Source organism: Bacillus cereus group sp. MYBK5-2 (genome assembly GCF_051915685.1).
Classification (GTDB): Bacteria; Bacillota; Bacilli; order Bacillales; family Bacillaceae_G; genus Bacillus_A; species Bacillus_A cereus.
Genome location: NZ_JBQAFE010000001.1, coordinates 824860 through 842160, shown reverse-complemented (window position 1 = coordinate 842160; position 17301 = coordinate 824860). Strand labels below are relative to the sequence as shown.

Below are 17301 nucleotides of genomic sequence, written 5' to 3'. Positions count from 1 at the left end.
AAATAATAGACTTTAACTAGTTAAACTTGATTAAATAGGAGGGCTGTTTTGGGTATCACATTCATTTTCATATGTATTATATTAGTGGCTTCTATTTTGCAAGCAAGTACAGGTTTTGGCTTTTCCATAATGGCAACCCCTTTCTTACTTATGTTATTTCTACCACAAGAAGCTATACAAATAAATATTATTTTATCTTTAATTATCTCCATTTCACTCATTTGGAAAATAAGAATGGACGTTGATTTTGTTCTACTGAAAAGGTTTATTTTTGGAAGTATAGTTGGTGTTCCTTTTGGCATTTTAGTTTTCATTTCCGTTAACATAAACACTTTTAAATTAGCAGTTAGCATCCTACTCTTACTATTAACATTGTTGCTAATATGCAACGTTAAGGTTAGATCAACACAATCTAGAGATTTCATAGTTGGCGGATTATCTGGTCTTTTAACGACAAGTATCGGTATGCCAGGTCCTCCCCTGTTACTTTATTTTACAGGAACTAATACTGAAAAAGAGAAGTTAAGAGCAACTACATTAGCTTTTTATCTGTTTATATATTTCATTAGTCTAGTAACCCAAATACTCTTTACTGGCACAAACAAAACCATTTGGGAATCAAGTTTTTATGCCATTCCAATTGTATTTTTAGGTTTGTTTATAGGTCAAATTATTTTCAAATGGCTTAATCAACGAATTTTTAAAATATTTACGTATATTCTTTTGAGCTGCACAGGTATATATCTTCTTATTGAAAGTTTGCATTTGTTATAAAAGGTGCTTTAGTTTGTGCCATAACAGATAGGTTTCAAATGAAGTATCGTTATATTTTTAAACATGATAACGATAAAAAGCGGCTATTATGCCGCTTTTTATTTTCAAATTAAATATTTTAAAACTAGAAGCCCACCTATCGCTATTACAAACATATTGAAAAAAATCAGCCAACTTTTTTCAAAATCTTTATATCTCTCTTCTTTCACTCCACGTTGTTTTAGCTTCTCAATTACGTTTTTTAATTCTTGTTCATGCTCGGTACTTCCTAATTGTATATAGTTATTATCTATAGTAATTCCATATACATTCTTCATTTTTTTATGTCTCGAAACTGCTTGAATTGAGCTAATTAGCACATTGTACTCATTTATTTTTTTGAAATAACAATCTAACGATTTAATTCGTAATCTTGTATTCGTTAAAACAATGTAATAATAAAAAGTAGCACCTGTCGTGAATATATTCGGTATAACTTTAGAATTTACAAGACTCCCCTCTTCTACTAATATTTCACATTCGATTTTTTCTCCTTCTTGTAACTCTTTACGAACTAATTCTTCCAACATTTGCATCGTTAATTTCTTCAATAACTCCCCGTTTTTCACATAATACTTATCTATATTGATGGACTCATTTGCTTCTTTCTCTAAACGTGTAATTTCTTCCTCTGAATATTGGAGCTCATTTAACATCGATAATAATCTTTTATCCATATTACACACTCCCTTTCCACAGTTTTTGAAGTTTCCTCTTCCCACGAGAAATTCGATTGTATATATAATCCGCCGTTACTTTTAATTCTTTCGCAATATCGTCAATGGAATATCCATCAATATACCTCTTTAAAAAAATATATCGATCTTTCTTATTTAAATCTTGAACTATTTCCATAATCTCTTCTTCTTGTTCTATTTCATACCTATCATGTACACCTGTATCTATTTCTACGTCTTTATCGATTGTATTCTCTTTATATACTTTCTTTTTATATTCCAATGCCTTCAATTTAGTAATACCAATCATCCAAGATTTTAAGTTTCCCTTTTCTGTATCAAATTGGTCGATATTAAACCAAATGACAGTAAATACATCGTTATAACAATCATCCACATATTGTTTTTCAATAGGGGTACTTAATGATTTATGAATAATGTACAAAATTAATTTTCCATATTGATCAATCACTTCTTTCAAAGCATCTTGATCATGTTTTTTCATAGCTATAATTAAATCCTCTTCAGAATTGAAAATCATAAGCCTCTTCCTTCCTCAGTTCCCCTTTAGCAGCTGCTTTTACTTACTATTGGCATTTCATTCTCATTTTCTATCACTTTTGTAAAAAATTATTAATTTTTATTTCTATGTATATGATAACAAACAAAATACCTAAGTTCAGAAAGAATAAACAACTTTCTGGCCTTAGGTATTTCTCCTTCCCAAAAAGACAAACCTACATCACAGGTTTGCCTCTTTACTCACTTCTTATTTAATCCTTTTTCACTTAAGAACTCTTTCATATGCATTCTTTTTTCTTTAGACATAAACGAACTCATTGATTCCGTCCATGTTACGTTTTTCTTGTTTGATGATCTTTCTTTATAATACGCGCTCATCGTTTCATCATATTCATTTAATAATTCATCATATTTCTTTTCATCATATCCATTTTCATGAAGGATTGCTGCTACTGGTAAACGTGGTTTCACTCCATGATCTTCATCTGGTACGCCGACTGTCATTCCGAATACAGGATATACTTTATCAGGTAAATGAAGCAGTTCACTCACTTCTCTCGGATTATTACGAATACCACCAATATAACAAATACCGTATCCTAACGATTCTGCTGCTAGTGCTAAGTTTTGCGCAAAAAGTGAAGCATCTACCGTCGCAACGATAAAGTCTTCTACTCCCTCATGCTTTATCTCTGTACTATGTTTTTCACATGCAATTTCAAGTCGTTTTAAATCTGCACAACAAACAAAAAATGCTGCACAGTCCTTCACATGACAATTTCCGGATAGCTCTGCTAGTTTAGCCTTTAATTCCTGATCTGTTACATATATAACAGAATACGCCTGTACAAAATGTGATGAAGCTGCATGTTGCGCAGCTTGCACCATCTTTTCTACTACATCTTTTGGAATTGATTCTTCTTTATATTTACGAACTGAAACATGTTGCTCCATCTTATGTATGATCTCATTCATGAAAATCACTCCTTTTTTCTCTTCATAATGAAAAATTAACATATCTTTTTCAATTTTCACAACTTATAAGCACAAAAAGAGCAATTCTTTTTTTGAACTGCTCTTTTTTAAAACGTTTATCGATACGGTAAATGAAATTATACTTATCTTATTACGCCGTTTTCAAAACTTTAATACCTTTTACGATATTCCAAATGAAGTAGTAAATTCCTACAAGAATGAACACTGCATATGTGATAGCCATTCCAATTCCAGCACCGTCAGATTGATTGAAACCTAAACCGTACATGCCTGATACTGCTAGTCCTCCAAATAAGATTGCGTATGGGAAAACATGTGACCAAAATGCTTTTTTCGCGTGATACTTCACTTCATCTTCTGCAACAAAGTACACGATAATTGGTAGTAAAAATGGTGCAAAAAAGATACTAAAGTAACATAACGAAGATAAAATATTATTTCCTTTCATCCGATTCACCTCTAAATAGTTTTTGTTACCTTCATTATGTCAGGAAATCATTCTAGAAACTATCGCTTTACCTTTCACGAACGTGACATATTTGTAAGATTTTCCTCAAACTAAATCCCGCCTGAAGTTTCAGACGGGATCACTTTCACTATATTCGATTCATAAACCAATACTGTGTAATTGCTAAATATTCTCGTATATTCGATGGAATGATGATTGGTTTCGGTGTTTTTGCCGGAAGACCTTCTAATTGTAAACCTTGTTTGGCCGCTATTTTTTTCGCTCTAAACATGTGAAAATCATTTGTTACGATCATACCTTTTTTCATATCGGCTGGAATTAACGGTTTTGAGAATGTAATATTCTCATCTGTACTCGTAGATTTGTCCTCCATTATAATGCGGTCTTCTGCGATATTTTGTTTTATTAGTCCTTGTTTCATTGCTAATGCTTCTGAAATGTCTTCGCCTTTTCCTTGTCCTCCAGATACGATAGCGATTGTTTTCTCATGTGATTTTAAATATTCAGCTGCTTTATCAATACGATATTGCAATGAATAAGATGGTTTCGTCCCATTTACTTTCGATCCTAGTACAATTATGTAATCAGCATCGTAGGTTGCATTCATATGCCCATGCTTATAAATGTGATATTGTAAAAACCCCGCATACACGGCGCAAATCATTATAACAACTAAAATGCCCTTCATTATTTTCTTCTTTCTCATATTCATATACTCCTATTTTCTTTTACTTCCTTCATGATAATATCCATTTATTTGTTTGTATACAGACAGATTCCAATAAACCCTAATTTATCCTCTGAAAGGTAATATTTATATTACTTTCGGGAATAGTAAGTACAACTTTACACGAAGGAGTGTCTCTATTGCTTCTCTTTTTATGTAACGTGTCGTTCTTTTTTATCTTATTTTTACTATCGCTTAAGTTACTCGGTAAATCCGCGTTAGCACAACTAACTCCTCATGATTTTGGGGCTATAATCTTTTTATCTTATTTAGCTTTCCAAGCCATACCCGTCTCTGGTGCTTTACAAGCATTTCTCGGTATGGTTATTATCACATGTTTACATTTACTCCTTACAAAATTAAGCCTATTCAACAAACTAAATCGTTTTATTCTCGGACACCCTATCATTTTAATTAAACATGGTGATATTATTTTTGAGAACTTACAAAAAAGTAGATACCCCATTGCAGAACTGCTTTCTAATCTTCGCGTTGCAGGATATCCAAGTGTTCATGAAATTGAATACGCTATTTTAGAAGCGAACGGCGCTATTAGTATTTTACCAAAAAGAGAACTTGTACCATTAACTCCAAAAGATTTAAACATAGAAGTTAAGTATGCTGGATTACCAATTGCACTTATCGTCGATTCACAAATTCAATATGATAACTTAAAGTTAATACATAAAGATGAAAAATGGTTATATAAAGAATTAAAGGAAAAAGGAATTACAAATATTAAAAACGTTGCCTTTGCTTCTGTTCAAGAAACGGATGGATCTTTTGCGATTAGTTTAAAGGAATAAAAAAATCCCCTTAATTGCTTAAGGGGATTTTCTTCATCATATCGCTTCTTTCTCTCCTGCCATATTTAATGGAACAGGATGTTTCATACGATTCATCGTAAATACGATAATCGCTGTCATTACTTCTGCAACTGGCATAACGAGCCAAATTCCGTTTATCCCAAATAATTTTGGCATAATCCATAACAATGGAATAATAAATAGTAATCCTCTGCTCATTATAATAAGTACTGATTTCTTCGTTTGTCGCACTGATTGGAAGTACTCTCCATACACAATGTTATAACCTAAAAATACGTATTGGATAAAGAATAAGCTAATACCTGTTAAGGTTAACTCCAATAATTCTGGAGATTGGACATCAAATAAACCAATGATATATTTCCCGAAGAATAATCCGACAATTATCGCAATGCCTCCGAGGACAACTGCAATTTTCACAGCAAACTTCAATCCTTCACGAAGTCTCTCTGATAAATTTGCCCCGTAATGGAAACTAGCAATTGGCTGTAATGCTGCTCCAACACCAAAGAATAATAGTAATGTCATTGCATGAATACTATTCACCATCGCATAGGAAGCTACTCCTACTTCTCCTGCATATTGGACGAATGCGATATTAAAACCAATCGTTACGATTGCAACCGTACTTTCTGCTGTAAAACTTGGGAAACCAATCACCATAATTTGTTTGACAGTATCCCATTCAAAATGGAATTTCGTCCACTTTAAAATACTACTTTTTCTAAAGAAATGAGTTAATAATACAAGGAAACCAATCGCTGCCGAAAGAATAGTCGCTGAAGCAGCACCTGTTACGCCCCATCCAAAGATAAAAATAAAGATATAGTCAAACACTATATTTAATACAGCTGTTACAACAAGACCAGCCATTGCTAAATTAGGATTTCCATCATTTCGTATGAATGTACTTAAAATATTTTCTAAAACGTATATCATTCCAAATGTTAATAATACGTGTAAATAGTCTAACGCATATGGTAGAATCACTTCATTTGCACCAAATAAGTATGCTAAATCTTCTATTCTCCATAAGCAAATCGCTGCTAAAATCCCTACGATAACAACTGCTACCGTCATGGATTGAGTAAAAATAGACCTTGCTCTTTCTCGTTTATTTTCGCCTAATGCAATGGAGTATAACGTTGCCCCGCCCATTCCGATCCATAATGAAATAGAGAAGAAAATCGAAAATGCTGGAATAGCCACGTTCACTCCTGCTAAACCGTTCGCCCCAACTCCTCTACTAATCATGACCGCGTCAATTACAATATTCACTGACATTAATACCATTCCAAGAACGGCTGGTATTAAATAAGAAATAAATAAGCTTTTTATCGGTTCTTCTCTTAATTTTTCTGTTGCTTCCATACTCTAATATGCTCCTTTTTTTCAACTCTCTTTTCTCAGTTTAAACCTTCAAGTAACTTGAAGGTCAAGAGAGAATTAAAAAACAGGTAACTGACTTATACTAATGAATGTAAATTTGTAATCAATTCAAAGGTTTTCATCTTATTTTTTCACTACAGGAATTTGAATTTCTGTTACTTGCTCCTCTGGATTTTCTGTTACAGACCAATCAATCAATCCAATCTCAATCGAATCTCCATGTACTTCGTAACCTTCTTTATCAATGTATGTAAGTAACTCCTTGTACGTTGCATCTGTTTCTTCATACGGTCCATGATGATAAGAGCAAGCATATAAACCTTCTTTAATTTCATCTGAAGTATGCACTTCATACGGCATATAATCCAAAAGAATAAATACACTGCTATATGCTTGAAACTCATTTTGCATTAATCCTTTTTTCGCAACAGTTACACCAATATCTCCAGAAAATAAACTATCATCCATTTGCCTCATATTTTTTTGTAACGAATGGATGTAGTACTCAAACATATCATCCGTCGTATTTGGAGCAACCGCAATTGCTGTAATTTTTCGCTGCGGAATCTCTTTAATTACCATTTGTTCAGCTTTTGCTTTTGTTGCTTTCTTAATTAAATGAATTCTATGCTCCATTTTCGCCAAAGCATACTCAATTTCTCTTTGTTTCTTCAGCATCATCTCTTGTTGTTTTTCCAGTAAATTGAGTGCGTATGCTGGATTTCTTTCATCAATATATTTCTTAATTTCCTTTAACGGAATATTTAACTGGCGTAAAAATTTAATCGTATCTAACAATGAAAATTGATCGATTGTATAATAACGATAATTCGTTTGAGGATCCACAATGGACGGATGAAAAATTCCTTTTTCATCATAATACCTTAATGTAGATTCTGCGATATTATGCATTTTCGCCATTTCTCCAATTGTAAAACGTTTATTTAATAACATCTTTTATTTCCTTCCATTTCTATTTATTTCATTATATGTTCATTTTCTCTTCAAAACAAAAAAGAATTCCCATACGAGAATTCTTTTTTACTATTAAACCTCTATTATTATAGGAAGAATCATCGGCTTTCGTTTTGTATTTGTATATATATACTTCCCTAATGCTTCTCTTACCTCCCTTTTCAAAATACCCCAGCTATTCACATTCTCTTTCTTTAAATTATTAATCGTAATAACAGCTAATTTATTTAATTCTCTTAGAAATTCTTCTGAATCACGGACATAGACAAATCCACGAGAAATAATATCTGGACCTGAAATTATTTCTCCATCCACTTTATTAAAAGTAATAACTATAACGAGCATTCCATCTTCTGAAAGTTGTTTACGATCACGTAATAATGCATTTCCAACATCTCCAATTCCTAATCCATCTACATATATATTTCCTGCCTGTATTCTTCTAGATTGAATTGCCACTTCATTACTTATATCTACAACATCTCCATTACGTACAATAAAGATATTTTCCTTTTCAATACCAATTGATTCTGCTAACAAACTATGGTGATGTAGCATTCTAAACTCTCCATGAATTGGAATAAAATATTTTGGCTTCATTAATGTAAGCATTAACTTCAACTCTTCTTGATATGCATGACCGGATACATGCACTCCAGTAGAACTACCTGATCCGTAAATCACCTTTGCTCCTAATGCAAATAAATTATCGATAATTCGAGAAACGTTACGTTCATTTCCTGGGATAGGGGTCGCGGCTATAATAACCGTATCTTCTGGTAAAATATCCACTTGTCTATAGTTTCCACTAGCTAAACGCGCTAAAGCTGCCATTGGTTCTCCTTGACTTCCTGTACAAAGTATTGCAACCTGCTTTGGATCTAAACGATTTACCTCATTTGCTTCAATCAACATACCTTCTGGAATATGTAAATAACCTTTCTCTAGAGCAACCTCTACTACATTTACCATACTTCTCCCTAGCAAAGCTAGTTTTCGATTTGTTTTTATACATGCTTCAACTATTTGCTGAACACGATTCACATTAGAAGCAAACGTAGAAATAACTACTTTTCTATTTGCTTTCATAAATATTTCCTCTATCCGTTCTCCTACTGACCTTTCTGATGGAGTAAAACCTGGGCGTTCTGCATTTGTGCTTTCAGATAATAAAGCTAGTACACCTTCACTTCCTATTTTAGCCATTTTATGAATATCAGGATGTTGATTATTTACTGGTGTTAAATCAAATTTAAAATCACCTGTATGTACTACAGTACCTTCTGGTGTATGAAAAACAATACCGAGGCAATCCGGAATACTGTGGTTCGTTTTAAAAAAAGTTGCCTTAATAGAACCACAATCAATTTCTGATTCTGAATGAATAACGATTAATTCCGTATCATTTTGAAGATTGTGTTCCTTTAATTTAATTTCAATTAAACCTAACGTTAACTTTGTTGCATAGATTGGTACATTTAGTTGTTTTAAAAAATATGGTATTCCGCCAATATGGTCCTCATGCCCGTGCGTTACTATTAAACCGCGAATTTTTTCTTTATTTTCTTGCAAATATGTGACGTCTGGAATTATTAAATCAATCCCTAATAAACTTTCATCTGGAAATTTAGATCCACAATCAATGACGACAATATCATTTTCATATTGGATAGCATACATATTTTTTCCTATTTCATTTACTCCACCTAAAGCAACAATAGACAAGTTATTTTTTAATGCCTTCAAATTATAAATCCTCCCTTTCACAGTTATAGTTCGTGAAATAGTATGTAGAATTTATTATTTGTAATGGAAAAGGACTTCATACTATTTTATACATATAAAATTCACACACTACTCTTACACCTATATCCCAATAAGGCAGCTTCTTCCTCAAAAAGCTCCCATTTTTTCATTGATTTTTTATAAAATCTATTATATATTAATTACAGGTTCAAATTACGAGTTCAAAAGAACTTGTAACCAGACCCTTTTGTTTAATGGGTTTTACATATTTTCATTAGGCAAATTCCGAGAAATCGTATGATAAAATTAAAAATGACGAGGAGAGGATCAGATGGAATTCGAATTTTTCTTTCAAATTGCACTTATTTTATTAAGTACAAAGCTTGCTGGTGATCTTAGTGTTAGATTAGGTCAACCTTCTGTACTAGGTAAATTAATTGTCGGTATCGTTATCGGTCCAGCTGTATTAGGTTGGATTGAAAATTCAGAGCTTCTAACTCAATTAAGTAATGTCGGGGTTATTCTCTTAATGTTTATGGCTGGACTTGAAACAGACTTAGAAGAATTAAACGCCAATCGTAATTCTTCTTTAGCAGTTGCACTCGGAGGTATCATTCTTCCATTCGTAGGTGGTTACGTTTCCGGCCTTATTATGGGAATGGAACAAGGAAACGCTGTATTCTTAGGATTACTTTTATGTGCGACAAGTGTTAGTATTTCCGTTCAAACACTTCGCGATTTAGGAAAGATGAAAACACGTGAAAGTACAACTATGCTAGGCGCAGCTGTATTTGATGACATTCTTGTCGTTATTTTATTAGCATTTGCAATGAGCTTCTTAGGTACTGATGATGTTAACTTAACAATGGTTATCTTGAAGAAAGTAGTATTCTTCGCTTCTATTATTTTAATCGGATGGAAAGGTGTTCCTGCGATTATGCGCTGGTTATCACCACTGCGCGTATCTGAGTCTATCGTGAGCGCGGCCCTTATCATCTGTTTCTCATTCGCATATTTCGGCGAATTATTAGGAATTGCTGGTATTATCGGTGCTTTCGCTGCTGGTATTGCAATTTCTCAAACAAACTACAAACATGAAGTAGAAAAGAAAGTAGAACCAATTGCTTACGCTATGTTCGTTCCCGTATTCTTCGTTAGTATCGGTATGAATATTACATTTGACGGTATCGGCAATCAAATTTGGTTCATCTTAGCATTAACTGTTATCGCTGTATTAACGAAATTAATCGGCTGTGGATTCGGTGCACGAATGACTGGATTTGACGCTAAGTCTTCTGCAATTATCGGTGCTGGAATGGTTTCTCGTGGTGAAGTTGCACTTATCATTGCAGGAACAGGACTTTCTTCAGGTCTATTGGCACAAGATTACTTTACAGCAATCGTTATTGTCGTTATTTTAACTACAATGATTACACCACCAATGTTAAAATACACTTTTGGTGCAAAAGATAAAGCAATGAAAGCAAGTAAATAAGTTTACTATAATAAAAGGAGATTGCTATTTTATAAGATAGCAATCTCCTTTTTGTTTTATCTTTAAACAATCTCGTTCTTTTTTAACCATTTTTCAAAAATAGTTCGTGCTTCTTCATCATTGATATCATTACTAAATGAATACACCTTAATACCATAATCATCTATATATTCACCCAGTTTCATTTCCTCCACTTTCTTATAAAAATCGTCTGCCTCATAGTGCGGAATATAAGCATCCCAAACTGGTTCATTTATTCTTTTGTACGCCGTCACTTCTAAATCATATCCGTCTTCATAATATCCGATGTGATAATGTTTGTTAGGATCATATTTCTCCATTAAAAGTCCCCTCCTACTAAACAAGAGCGAGCCTTATATTACAGCTCGCTCCTCTCTCTATTTATTAAATACGCTCCATCGCTGTCTTCAACGTTCCAACAACGAAAGCAATCTCTTCACTTGAAATAACAAGAGGCGGCGCTAATGTTAAAACGTTATTATATCCTGCTGTTGTCATACCATTGCGTCCTATAATTAAGCCCTTTTCTTTACAAGCATTTACAACACTTGCAATTTTGTCGTTATCAATTGGCTCTTTCGTCTCTTTATCATTTACTAATTCAATTCCAACTAATAGGCCTTTTCCTCTAATATTCCCAACAAGCGGATGTTCCCCAATTTCATCTTTTAGTTGCTCTAATAAAAGGGAACCCATTTGCGCAGATCGCTCGATTAAATTTTCATTTTCCATAATCTCTAAGTTTTTAAGTGCTAATGCACAAGCTGCTGGATTTCCACCAAATGTATTAATATGGCGGAAGAATTCATATTCTCCTTTACCTTTAAAAGCCTCATATATTTCTTTTTTCACAGCTGTTGCAGATAATGGTAAATATGCGCTCGTAATGCCCTTTGCCATCGTAATAATATCTGGCTTCACATCATAATTCATAAACCCAAATGCTTTTCCTGTACGACCGAAACCGCAAATTACTTCATCACTAATAAGCAAGGCACCGTGTTTTTGACACGTCTCATGAACAGCTTTCATATAGTCTTGTGGTGGCATTAATATGCCCCCGCCTGTAATAATTGGTTCCATAATAAAAGCGGCAATTGTTTCACTTAATTCCCACGTCATAACACGATCGACTTCTTTCACACATTCTACATCATAAATATGCTGCCCTTCAATCCCAGGCATACGGTAACAATCCGGTGGTGTTACGTGTAAAAAACCTGAAGCAAACGGTTCATATTGATATCTACGCTGCGCTTGTCCCGTCGCTGCCATTGTCGCCATTGTATTCCCATGATACCCACGATAACGTGACATAAATTTATAACGATGTGGTTCACCTTTTTGAGCATAGTATTGTCTTGCTATTTTAAAAGCTGTTTCGTTCGCTTCTGAACCACTATTTGAGAAGAAAATAACATACTCTCCCCCAAGCCACTCATTTAACTTTTCAGCAAGCTTTATAGCTGGCTCATGGGATTGTGACATTGGAAAGTATGATAATGTTTGTAATTGCTTATAAGCCGCTTCTGCGAGCTCCTTTCTTCCATATCCACTATTGACACACCAAAGGCCACTCATACCATCTAAATATCTTTTTCCTTGTATATCTTCAACCCAGCACCCTTCAGCTTTTGCCCCTACCATTGTACTATTTGGACTAAAGGGACGCATTCCGTGCCAAACATATTGCTCATCTTTTGCTAATAATTCATCAGTTTGCTTCGCTTTCATCATTACTTCCACCTTCCATAACAACTTATTTTTCACAAAAGCTGCGCTGGTGCCATGATGACTTAAATTTCTCCCTGCTATTTTCATTCCACAAAATTAAGACAAATCCTACTTACAACTCAGTAATATTTACAAGAAAATGACAAAAGAAAAAAGAGCTTTTCTTATCTATCGAAAAGCTCCTCTTTTATTTAATGTGAAGACGCATCGCTAATACCGTGACCAGTATTAGATTTTACGAGAATTTCATCAAATTTCGCTGCATCTTCTTTCTTACTAGATAAAACAGTTCCTAAATATGCTGCAAGAAATCCGAGCGGAATTGAAATAATTCCTGGTGTCGTATATGGAAATATCGCTTCCCCAACAAAAATAGCTTTTCCAGCTACAGGGTTCCAAACATTCGGACTCAACGCTACGAGAACAATAGCTGATACGAGACCCACAATCATACCAGAAATAGCACCCGTTGTATTAAAACGCTTCCAATATATTGTAAATAAAATTACTGGTAGATTTGCACTCGCTGCAACTGCAAATGCTAATGATACTAAAAATGCTACGTTTAATGTTTGGGCAAATAATGCAAGTATGATAGATAGTATCGCTACTCCAATAGATGCATAACGAGCCATGGATACTTGCTCTTTTTCCGTTGATTTTCCTTTACGAATGATTTCATTATAAAAATCATGAGCGAATGCTGATGCTGCTGTTAATACAAGACCTGCCACTACAGCCAAAATCGTTGCAAAAGCAATTGCTGATACGAAAGCAAATAAGAAGTCTCCACCTAACGCTTTGGCTAATAAAGGTGCCGCCATATTACCAGCTGGGTTTGCTTTAATAATCGCTTCATTTCCTACAAACGCTGCCGCACCAAATCCTAAGAAAATCGTCATAATATAAAATGCACCAATTAACCACGTCGCATATACGACAGATTGACGTGCAGTTTTTGCATCACGTACTGTAAAAAAGCGGACAAGTATATGTGGTAATCCAGCTGTACCAAGTACTAGTCCTAAATTTAAAGAAAGTGTATCAAGACCATCCTTATACTTTACACCTGGATTTAAAAATGAATCTTTTAAAGGTGTAGCTGTTTTCATTTGAGCGAACATTTCAGTCACGCTGAAGTTGAATTTTGCGAAAACGATAACAGAAATAATAAACGTACCAGCCATAAGTAATACAGCCTTTACGATTTGTACCCAGCTCGTTGCTGTCATACCTCCAAAAATAACATACACCGTCATAAGTGTTCCAACGATTAATACAGATGTCGTATATTCAATCCCTAATAATAATTTAATAAGTGCACCCGCGCCAACTAATTGTGCAATCATATAAAAAATAGAAATCGTCATCGTATTAAGAGCTGCAACTCCGCGAACTTTTTTCGCATCAAAGCGTGCTGCAATCATATCCGCCAAAGTGTACTTTCCTAAATTTCTAAGCGGTTCTGCAACAAGATATAGTACAACTAGATAAGCAACTAAAAAACCGATACTATAAAAGAATCCATCAAACCCAGTTAATGCGATTGCTCCAGCTATACCGAGAAATGAAGCAGCAGACATGTAATCTCCAGCAATGGCCAGACCATTTTGCCAACCAGTTAATCCCCCTCCAGCCGTATAAAATTCACTCGCATTTTTCGTTTTTTTCGATGCAAAATAGGTTATGACGAGCGTACCAAGAACAATAATTAAAAATAGTGCAAATGCAGTAGTATTCAAGTTCAGCCCCTCCCTTTTTTCATATCTTGCAGAATTTTTCGGGAGATTTCATCAAATGATTCTGCTTTTTTGCTGTAAATCATACATAGTGCCCATGTCATGATAAATTGGGAAAAAGCAAATACCCACGCCCATGTAACGTCTCCAAATGCAGGTGTATTAAGCACCTTTGAATACGATGTTAGAATAGGTAATGCGATAAAAAAACTAAAAAAGAAAATACTCATTGGAATGATAAACTTCTTTTTCGTATTTAATAACAATTGAAATTCTTCCGACTGAACGACCTCTGTATAATTCACCTCATTTTGCAACTTACGTGCTGACGTATCGTCTCGTTTCATTAACCGATCCCCTCTCTTACTTGAAATACACTTCCCCCTTGCATACCTAAAGACTAAATTTTATAAATATTCAGAAACTTACATTCATTTTAGACAATCCATGCATTCATGCAAAGATTTTTTGATAGACATTTTTCGGCAATTTCCCCTAAATTTTTAATATACTTTTTCAAAATAAAGTGACACTTTACTTATTTATCCTCATTAAGACAAAAGCAGTGCTTAACGCACTACTTTTGTCTTTTTTTCCTTTTCTAAATTACGAGCCGTTTCGCTTAGCTCAACATCTTTTCCGTCTTTAAGTGTTCCAAATATAAAATCGAATACTGGATTTGAAACACCAAACCAAAACTTTTCATTTTTATAATGGTGTAATATATGTTGTTTTTTTAGCCATCTTCCAAACTTAGTGACGGGACGAATCGGTCTATGAGCAATATAATGTTTCCATTCGTAAACGAGCAGCATAATAATCATTCCGATTCCAAATGAAAGTGTAATAGTAACACTTTTTGTAATACCATATGCTATAAGTAAATATATCGTAAAACTAGGTATACTAAACCATACAGGTAAAAACAAAAGTTTTAAATCATCTGGATATACGTGGTGATCATAATGCAATCTTCTTAACATTTTTAATAGAAATGTGTTTTTAGGTGGCTTTATATGGAATAAAAAACGATGTGTCATATATTCATTAAGTGTATAGAAAACAATCCCAAACATACATGCTAACATGCCAAACCACGTAAAAAATTGCATTTTTAAAATAATAATGAAAACAAATAGAATGCTATACATAATAACGATATCATGTTGTAAAAAGAACTCTTTCCCCACTTTCTTCATCTTGTTTCCCCCTTTTCCAAAAAAACAGCCGCAACATATCGTTACGACTATTTCTTTTCTATTCTTATTCTATTCACTTTACAAATTTGCCTGCTGTTCTATTGTCGAGAAAAAATTGTTTGGTCCAAATATATTTTGCTTCGGAATAATATGTTCCACTGCAAACACTGTTACTTCTCCTCTTTGCACTTCTCCAATAATGAGCCCAAGTATTTCATGATTTACTGCAAACGTCGGTTGCTTTGTTTGTAACAATCTTGCAGCATTATGAAATACCGCTTCATATAGTGGATTTCTATCAGTAATTTCTTTTCGGATTTTTGGCGCTAACGTAATTATAATTTCTTTTCCGTCAATAGTGGTTCGATACATAAAAATCTCCCCTTCAATCTTATGTGAACAACTGTAAAGCTTTGTATGCAAAATGTATAGAGTAACCTACTAAAATAATACCTGCTCCGGCTGTTATGTAGCCAAGCGCTTTTGGTTTTAATAAAGTTCTTCCAAAATGTACAGAAAAAGCAATATTTAAATTCCATAAAATAATACCAACAATAATGCAAAGACTGTACAAAAAAGCTTCTTGTTTCGTTACCTTCGTAAGTAATGAGCTAAGTGTACTTCCGTATATACCAAACCAAAAAACAAGATTTAATGGATTGGATATCGCAATTAAAAATCCTGCCATAAACGATTGCTTAAGGCCACCTACCTCTTCTTTTTTATATTCCATATTCGAGTCGAAAATTCCTTGTTTTACACTTTGAAATCCTAAATAAAATAACAAGAAAAAACCCGTGCAATACATGAGGGCTTGTACATATGTATACATAAACACAGAAGATAAACCGAAATAAATGAGAAGCATAAATAAAACATCTGCAGTCATTCCACCAATTCCAACAACCCAAGCGTGCCAAAACCCACGTTCAATTCCTCGTTTTAACATTTCAATATTAATCGGCCCTACTGGCGCAGCTAATGATATACCTAATACGATTTGCTGTATAATTGCTCCAAACATCGCTCTATCCTTTCTACTCTCTTTACTACTAGTTAATGATGTAATTTGAAAAAATAGACTAGCTTTCATAATAAAATACCCTTTTTTATCCAAAATATACAAAAGAGCCATCTAAGTGATGGCTCTTACTTTTCTATCCTATGAAGAAAAGGACATTTCCCTTTTATTGGCTCTACATCGTCTCCTATGAAATATTGTTTCCATTCACGATGCTCTGGGTCACCATAATGACTAATGTTAGGATGTTTCGGCAATTGATCCCACTTTTCAACTCGCTCACGGACCATTTGTCTTGAATATGCTCCTTTAGGACGATCTCCCTCTAATCCATCAAAAATAGTGCGTGGCTGAAACCCAATAACGAGAGAATTCCCTAAATGTCTAGTTTTTCGTTGTTTATAAGCTGGCGCATTTCCAAATGCGAATATTGGCTCACCACCAAATGAAAATTCCCATAAATAATGGTCTGGATCTTCAGGAATTTGCTTTGGCCATGCTTGATTATCGTTTTCATGTAAATACTGTAACACTTTCCAAAAGGAATCACGGTAATATTCGAGTGGCTGTTCTTCACATTCCGGTTCTACAAAAAGGAAAAAGCCCCTTCTTACAATCGGCCTCTCTTTCATTAACTCTAAAAAAGATAACATTGTATGTGGCAAATGACTCCAATCATTATGAGAAAGAAATGAATAACGAAGTTCATTCTTTTTCAAAGCTGTTAAACCGAAATAACATGGAAAAGTTGGTTCTAACACAATATTTGAAAAAATCTCAAATTCTTTTGCAACCCAATCCGGTATGTCGGTTCTCGTTCTCATTCCTTCATTATCTAATAAGTAAGACTTATTCATTCTTTCACCTCATTATGTATAGCATTCAATTAAGAATATTACATACTCGGCCTGTCCTATACCTATTTAAAAATTTGACTGAAAAATTATTTAA

The 17301-nt window shown here is 33.9% G+C and carries 19 protein-coding genes; 3 read left to right on the top strand and 16 right to left on the bottom strand.

Annotated elements, in window-relative coordinates; genetic code table 11:
* Window positions 1–48: 48 nt before the first annotated feature.
* Window positions 49–774: a sulfite exporter TauE/SafE family protein gene (locus ACTFP3_RS04565; protein ID WP_440009416.1), complete on the top strand. Its 726-nt coding sequence runs from the start codon at window positions 49–51 to the stop codon at window positions 772–774.
* A 104-nt stretch (window positions 775–878) separates the two neighbouring features.
* Here the strand turns inward: ACTFP3_RS04565 and ACTFP3_RS04560 are convergent, their stop codons facing one another.
* From ACTFP3_RS04560 to ACTFP3_RS04540, 5 genes are all read right to left on the bottom strand, one after another.
* Complete coding sequence (locus tag ACTFP3_RS04560) at window positions 879–1490, bottom strand: hypothetical protein (protein ID WP_006922653.1); 612 nt, start codon at window positions 1488–1490, stop codon at window positions 879–881.
* Between the two features lies 1 nt (window position 1491).
* On the bottom strand, window positions 1492–2031 hold the full coding sequence (locus tag ACTFP3_RS04555) for a sigma-70 family RNA polymerase sigma factor (protein WP_017672982.1): 540 nt from the start codon (window positions 2029–2031) through the stop codon (window positions 1492–1494).
* Window positions 2032–2252: 221 nt separating this feature from the next.
* Window positions 2253–2987 carry an oxygen-insensitive NADPH nitroreductase gene (nfsA, locus tag ACTFP3_RS04550; protein ID WP_440009412.1) on the bottom strand — a complete coding sequence of 245 codons (735 nt, stop codon included), beginning with the start codon at window positions 2985–2987 and terminating at the stop codon, window positions 2253–2255.
* Between the two features lie 151 nt (window positions 2988–3138).
* On the bottom strand, window positions 3139–3456 hold the full coding sequence (locus ACTFP3_RS04545) for a DUF4870 domain-containing protein (protein ID WP_000678055.1): 318 nt from the start codon (window positions 3454–3456) through the stop codon (window positions 3139–3141).
* Between the two features lie 148 nt (window positions 3457–3604).
* Window positions 3605–4183: a YdcF family protein gene (locus tag ACTFP3_RS04540; RefSeq protein WP_025709221.1), complete on the bottom strand. Its 579-nt coding sequence runs from the start codon at window positions 4181–4183 to the stop codon at window positions 3605–3607.
* Window positions 4184–4344: 161 nt separating this feature from the next.
* Between ACTFP3_RS04540 and ACTFP3_RS04535 the strand changes: the two genes are divergently transcribed.
* On the top strand, window positions 4345–5010 hold the full coding sequence (locus ACTFP3_RS04535; RefSeq protein ID WP_025709222.1) for a DUF421 domain-containing protein: 666 nt from the start codon (window positions 4345–4347) through the stop codon (window positions 5008–5010).
* Between the two features lie 36 nt (window positions 5011–5046).
* Here ACTFP3_RS04535 and ACTFP3_RS04530 read toward each other — a convergent pair whose 3' ends face one another.
* The 3 genes from ACTFP3_RS04530 to ACTFP3_RS04520 all read right to left on the bottom strand — a co-directional run bounded on the left by ACTFP3_RS04530 (window position 5047) and on the right by ACTFP3_RS04520 (window position 9141).
* Entirely contained in the window at window positions 5047–6402 is a 1356-nt protein-coding gene (locus ACTFP3_RS04530) for an MATE family efflux transporter (protein WP_440009409.1), read from the bottom strand.
* A 141-nt stretch (window positions 6403–6543) separates the two neighbouring features.
* The gene (locus tag ACTFP3_RS04525; protein ID WP_000925935.1) at window positions 6544–7374 is read right to left on the bottom strand and encodes a MerR family transcriptional regulator; all 831 of its coding nucleotides are present in this window, start codon (window positions 7372–7374) and stop codon (window positions 6544–6546) included.
* 93 nt (window positions 7375–7467) lie between these two features.
* Window positions 7468–9141, bottom strand: coding sequence for a ribonuclease J (locus ACTFP3_RS04520; RefSeq protein WP_000645621.1), 1674 nt, complete (start codon window positions 9139–9141; stop codon window positions 7468–7470).
* 331 nt (window positions 9142–9472) lie between these two features.
* Here ACTFP3_RS04520 and ACTFP3_RS04515 point away from each other — a divergent pair, with 331 nt between their 5' ends.
* A complete protein-coding gene (locus tag ACTFP3_RS04515; protein WP_000393889.1) occupies window positions 9473–10636 on the top strand; it encodes a cation:proton antiporter in 1164 nt (387 codons plus the stop codon).
* 62 nt (window positions 10637–10698) lie between these two features.
* Here the strand turns inward: ACTFP3_RS04515 and ACTFP3_RS04510 are convergent, their stop codons facing one another.
* The 8 genes from ACTFP3_RS04510 to ACTFP3_RS04475 form a co-directional block, all read right to left on the bottom strand.
* Window positions 10699–10977: a DUF3986 family protein gene (locus ACTFP3_RS04510; protein WP_153595208.1), complete on the bottom strand. Its 279-nt coding sequence runs from the start codon at window positions 10975–10977 to the stop codon at window positions 10699–10701.
* Between the two features lie 64 nt (window positions 10978–11041).
* Entirely contained in the window at window positions 11042–12391 is a 1350-nt protein-coding gene (locus ACTFP3_RS04505) for an aspartate aminotransferase family protein (RefSeq protein ID WP_440009405.1), read from the bottom strand.
* A 191-nt stretch (window positions 12392–12582) separates the two neighbouring features.
* Window positions 12583–14133 carry a solute symporter family protein gene (locus ACTFP3_RS04500; protein ID WP_001098235.1) on the bottom strand — a complete coding sequence of 517 codons (1551 nt, stop codon included), beginning with the start codon at window positions 14131–14133 and terminating at the stop codon, window positions 12583–12585.
* A gap of 2 nt (window positions 14134–14135) precedes the next feature.
* Window positions 14136–14477, bottom strand: a complete 342-nt coding sequence (locus ACTFP3_RS04495; protein ID WP_025709227.1) for a DUF485 domain-containing protein — start codon at window positions 14475–14477, stop codon at window positions 14136–14138.
* A gap of 222 nt (window positions 14478–14699) precedes the next feature.
* Window positions 14700–15329 (bottom strand): sterol desaturase family protein, encoded by a 630-nt coding sequence (locus ACTFP3_RS04490; protein WP_000755401.1) that lies wholly within the window; start codon window positions 15327–15329, stop codon window positions 14700–14702.
* Between the two features lie 78 nt (window positions 15330–15407).
* Window positions 15408–15701 carry a hypothetical protein gene (locus tag ACTFP3_RS04485; protein ID WP_048656995.1) on the bottom strand — a complete coding sequence of 98 codons (294 nt, stop codon included), beginning with the start codon at window positions 15699–15701 and terminating at the stop codon, window positions 15408–15410.
* A 19-nt stretch (window positions 15702–15720) separates the two neighbouring features.
* The gene (locus tag ACTFP3_RS04480; protein ID WP_140335645.1) at window positions 15721–16464 is read right to left on the bottom strand and encodes a LysE family transporter; all 744 of its coding nucleotides are present in this window, start codon (window positions 16462–16464) and stop codon (window positions 15721–15723) included.
* 14 nt (window positions 16465–16478) lie between these two features.
* The gene (locus tag ACTFP3_RS04475) at window positions 16479–17207 is read right to left on the bottom strand and encodes a YqcI/YcgG family protein (protein ID WP_440009401.1); all 729 of its coding nucleotides are present in this window, start codon (window positions 17205–17207) and stop codon (window positions 16479–16481) included.
* Window positions 17208–17301: the final 94 nt, after the last annotated feature.

Coding starts and splice junctions, on each gene's coding strand:
- ACTFP3_RS04555 (WP_017672982.1), bottom strand. CDS start 2,031: ATGATTTTCAATTCTGAAGAGGATTTAATTATAGCTATGAAAAAACAT.
- ACTFP3_RS04545 (WP_000678055.1), bottom strand. CDS start 3,456: ATGAAAGGAAATAATATTTTATCTTCGTTATGTTACTTTAGTATCTTT.
- ACTFP3_RS04475 (WP_440009401.1), bottom strand. CDS start 17,207: ATGAATAAGTCTTACTTATTAGATAATGAAGGAATGAGAACGAGAACC.
- ACTFP3_RS04515 (WP_000393889.1), top strand. CDS start 9,473: ATGGAATTCGAATTTTTCTTTCAAATTGCACTTATTTTATTAAGTACA.
- ACTFP3_RS04540 (WP_025709221.1), bottom strand. CDS start 4,183: ATGAGAAAGAAGAAAATAATGAAGGGCATTTTAGTTGTTATAATGATT.
- ACTFP3_RS04505 (WP_440009405.1), bottom strand. CDS start 12,391: ATGAAAGCGAAGCAAACTGATGAATTATTAGCAAAAGATGAGCAATAT.
- ACTFP3_RS04560 (WP_006922653.1), bottom strand. CDS start 1,490: ATGGATAAAAGATTATTATCGATGTTAAATGAGCTCCAATATTCAGAG.
- ACTFP3_RS04525 (WP_000925935.1), bottom strand. CDS start 7,374: ATGTTATTAAATAAACGTTTTACAATTGGAGAAATGGCGAAAATGCAT.
- ACTFP3_RS04510 (WP_153595208.1), bottom strand. CDS start 10,977: ATGGAGAAATATGATCCTAACAAACATTATCACATCGGATATTATGAA.
- ACTFP3_RS04485 (WP_048656995.1), bottom strand. CDS start 15,701: ATGTATCGAACCACTATTGACGGAAAAGAAATTATAATTACGTTAGCG.
- ACTFP3_RS04480 (WP_140335645.1), bottom strand. CDS start 16,464: ATGGCTCTTTTGTATATTTTGGATAAAAAAGGGTATTTTATTATGAAA.
- ACTFP3_RS04495 (WP_025709227.1), bottom strand. CDS start 14,477: ATGAAACGAGACGATACGTCAGCACGTAAGTTGCAAAATGAGGTGAAT.
- ACTFP3_RS04530 (WP_440009409.1), bottom strand. CDS start 6,402: ATGGAAGCAACAGAAAAATTAAGAGAAGAACCGATAAAAAGCTTATTT.
- ACTFP3_RS04490 (WP_000755401.1), bottom strand. CDS start 15,329: ATGAAGAAAGTGGGGAAAGAGTTCTTTTTACAACATGATATCGTTATT.
- nfsA (WP_440009412.1), bottom strand. CDS start 2,987: ATGAATGAGATCATACATAAGATGGAGCAACATGTTTCAGTTCGTAAA.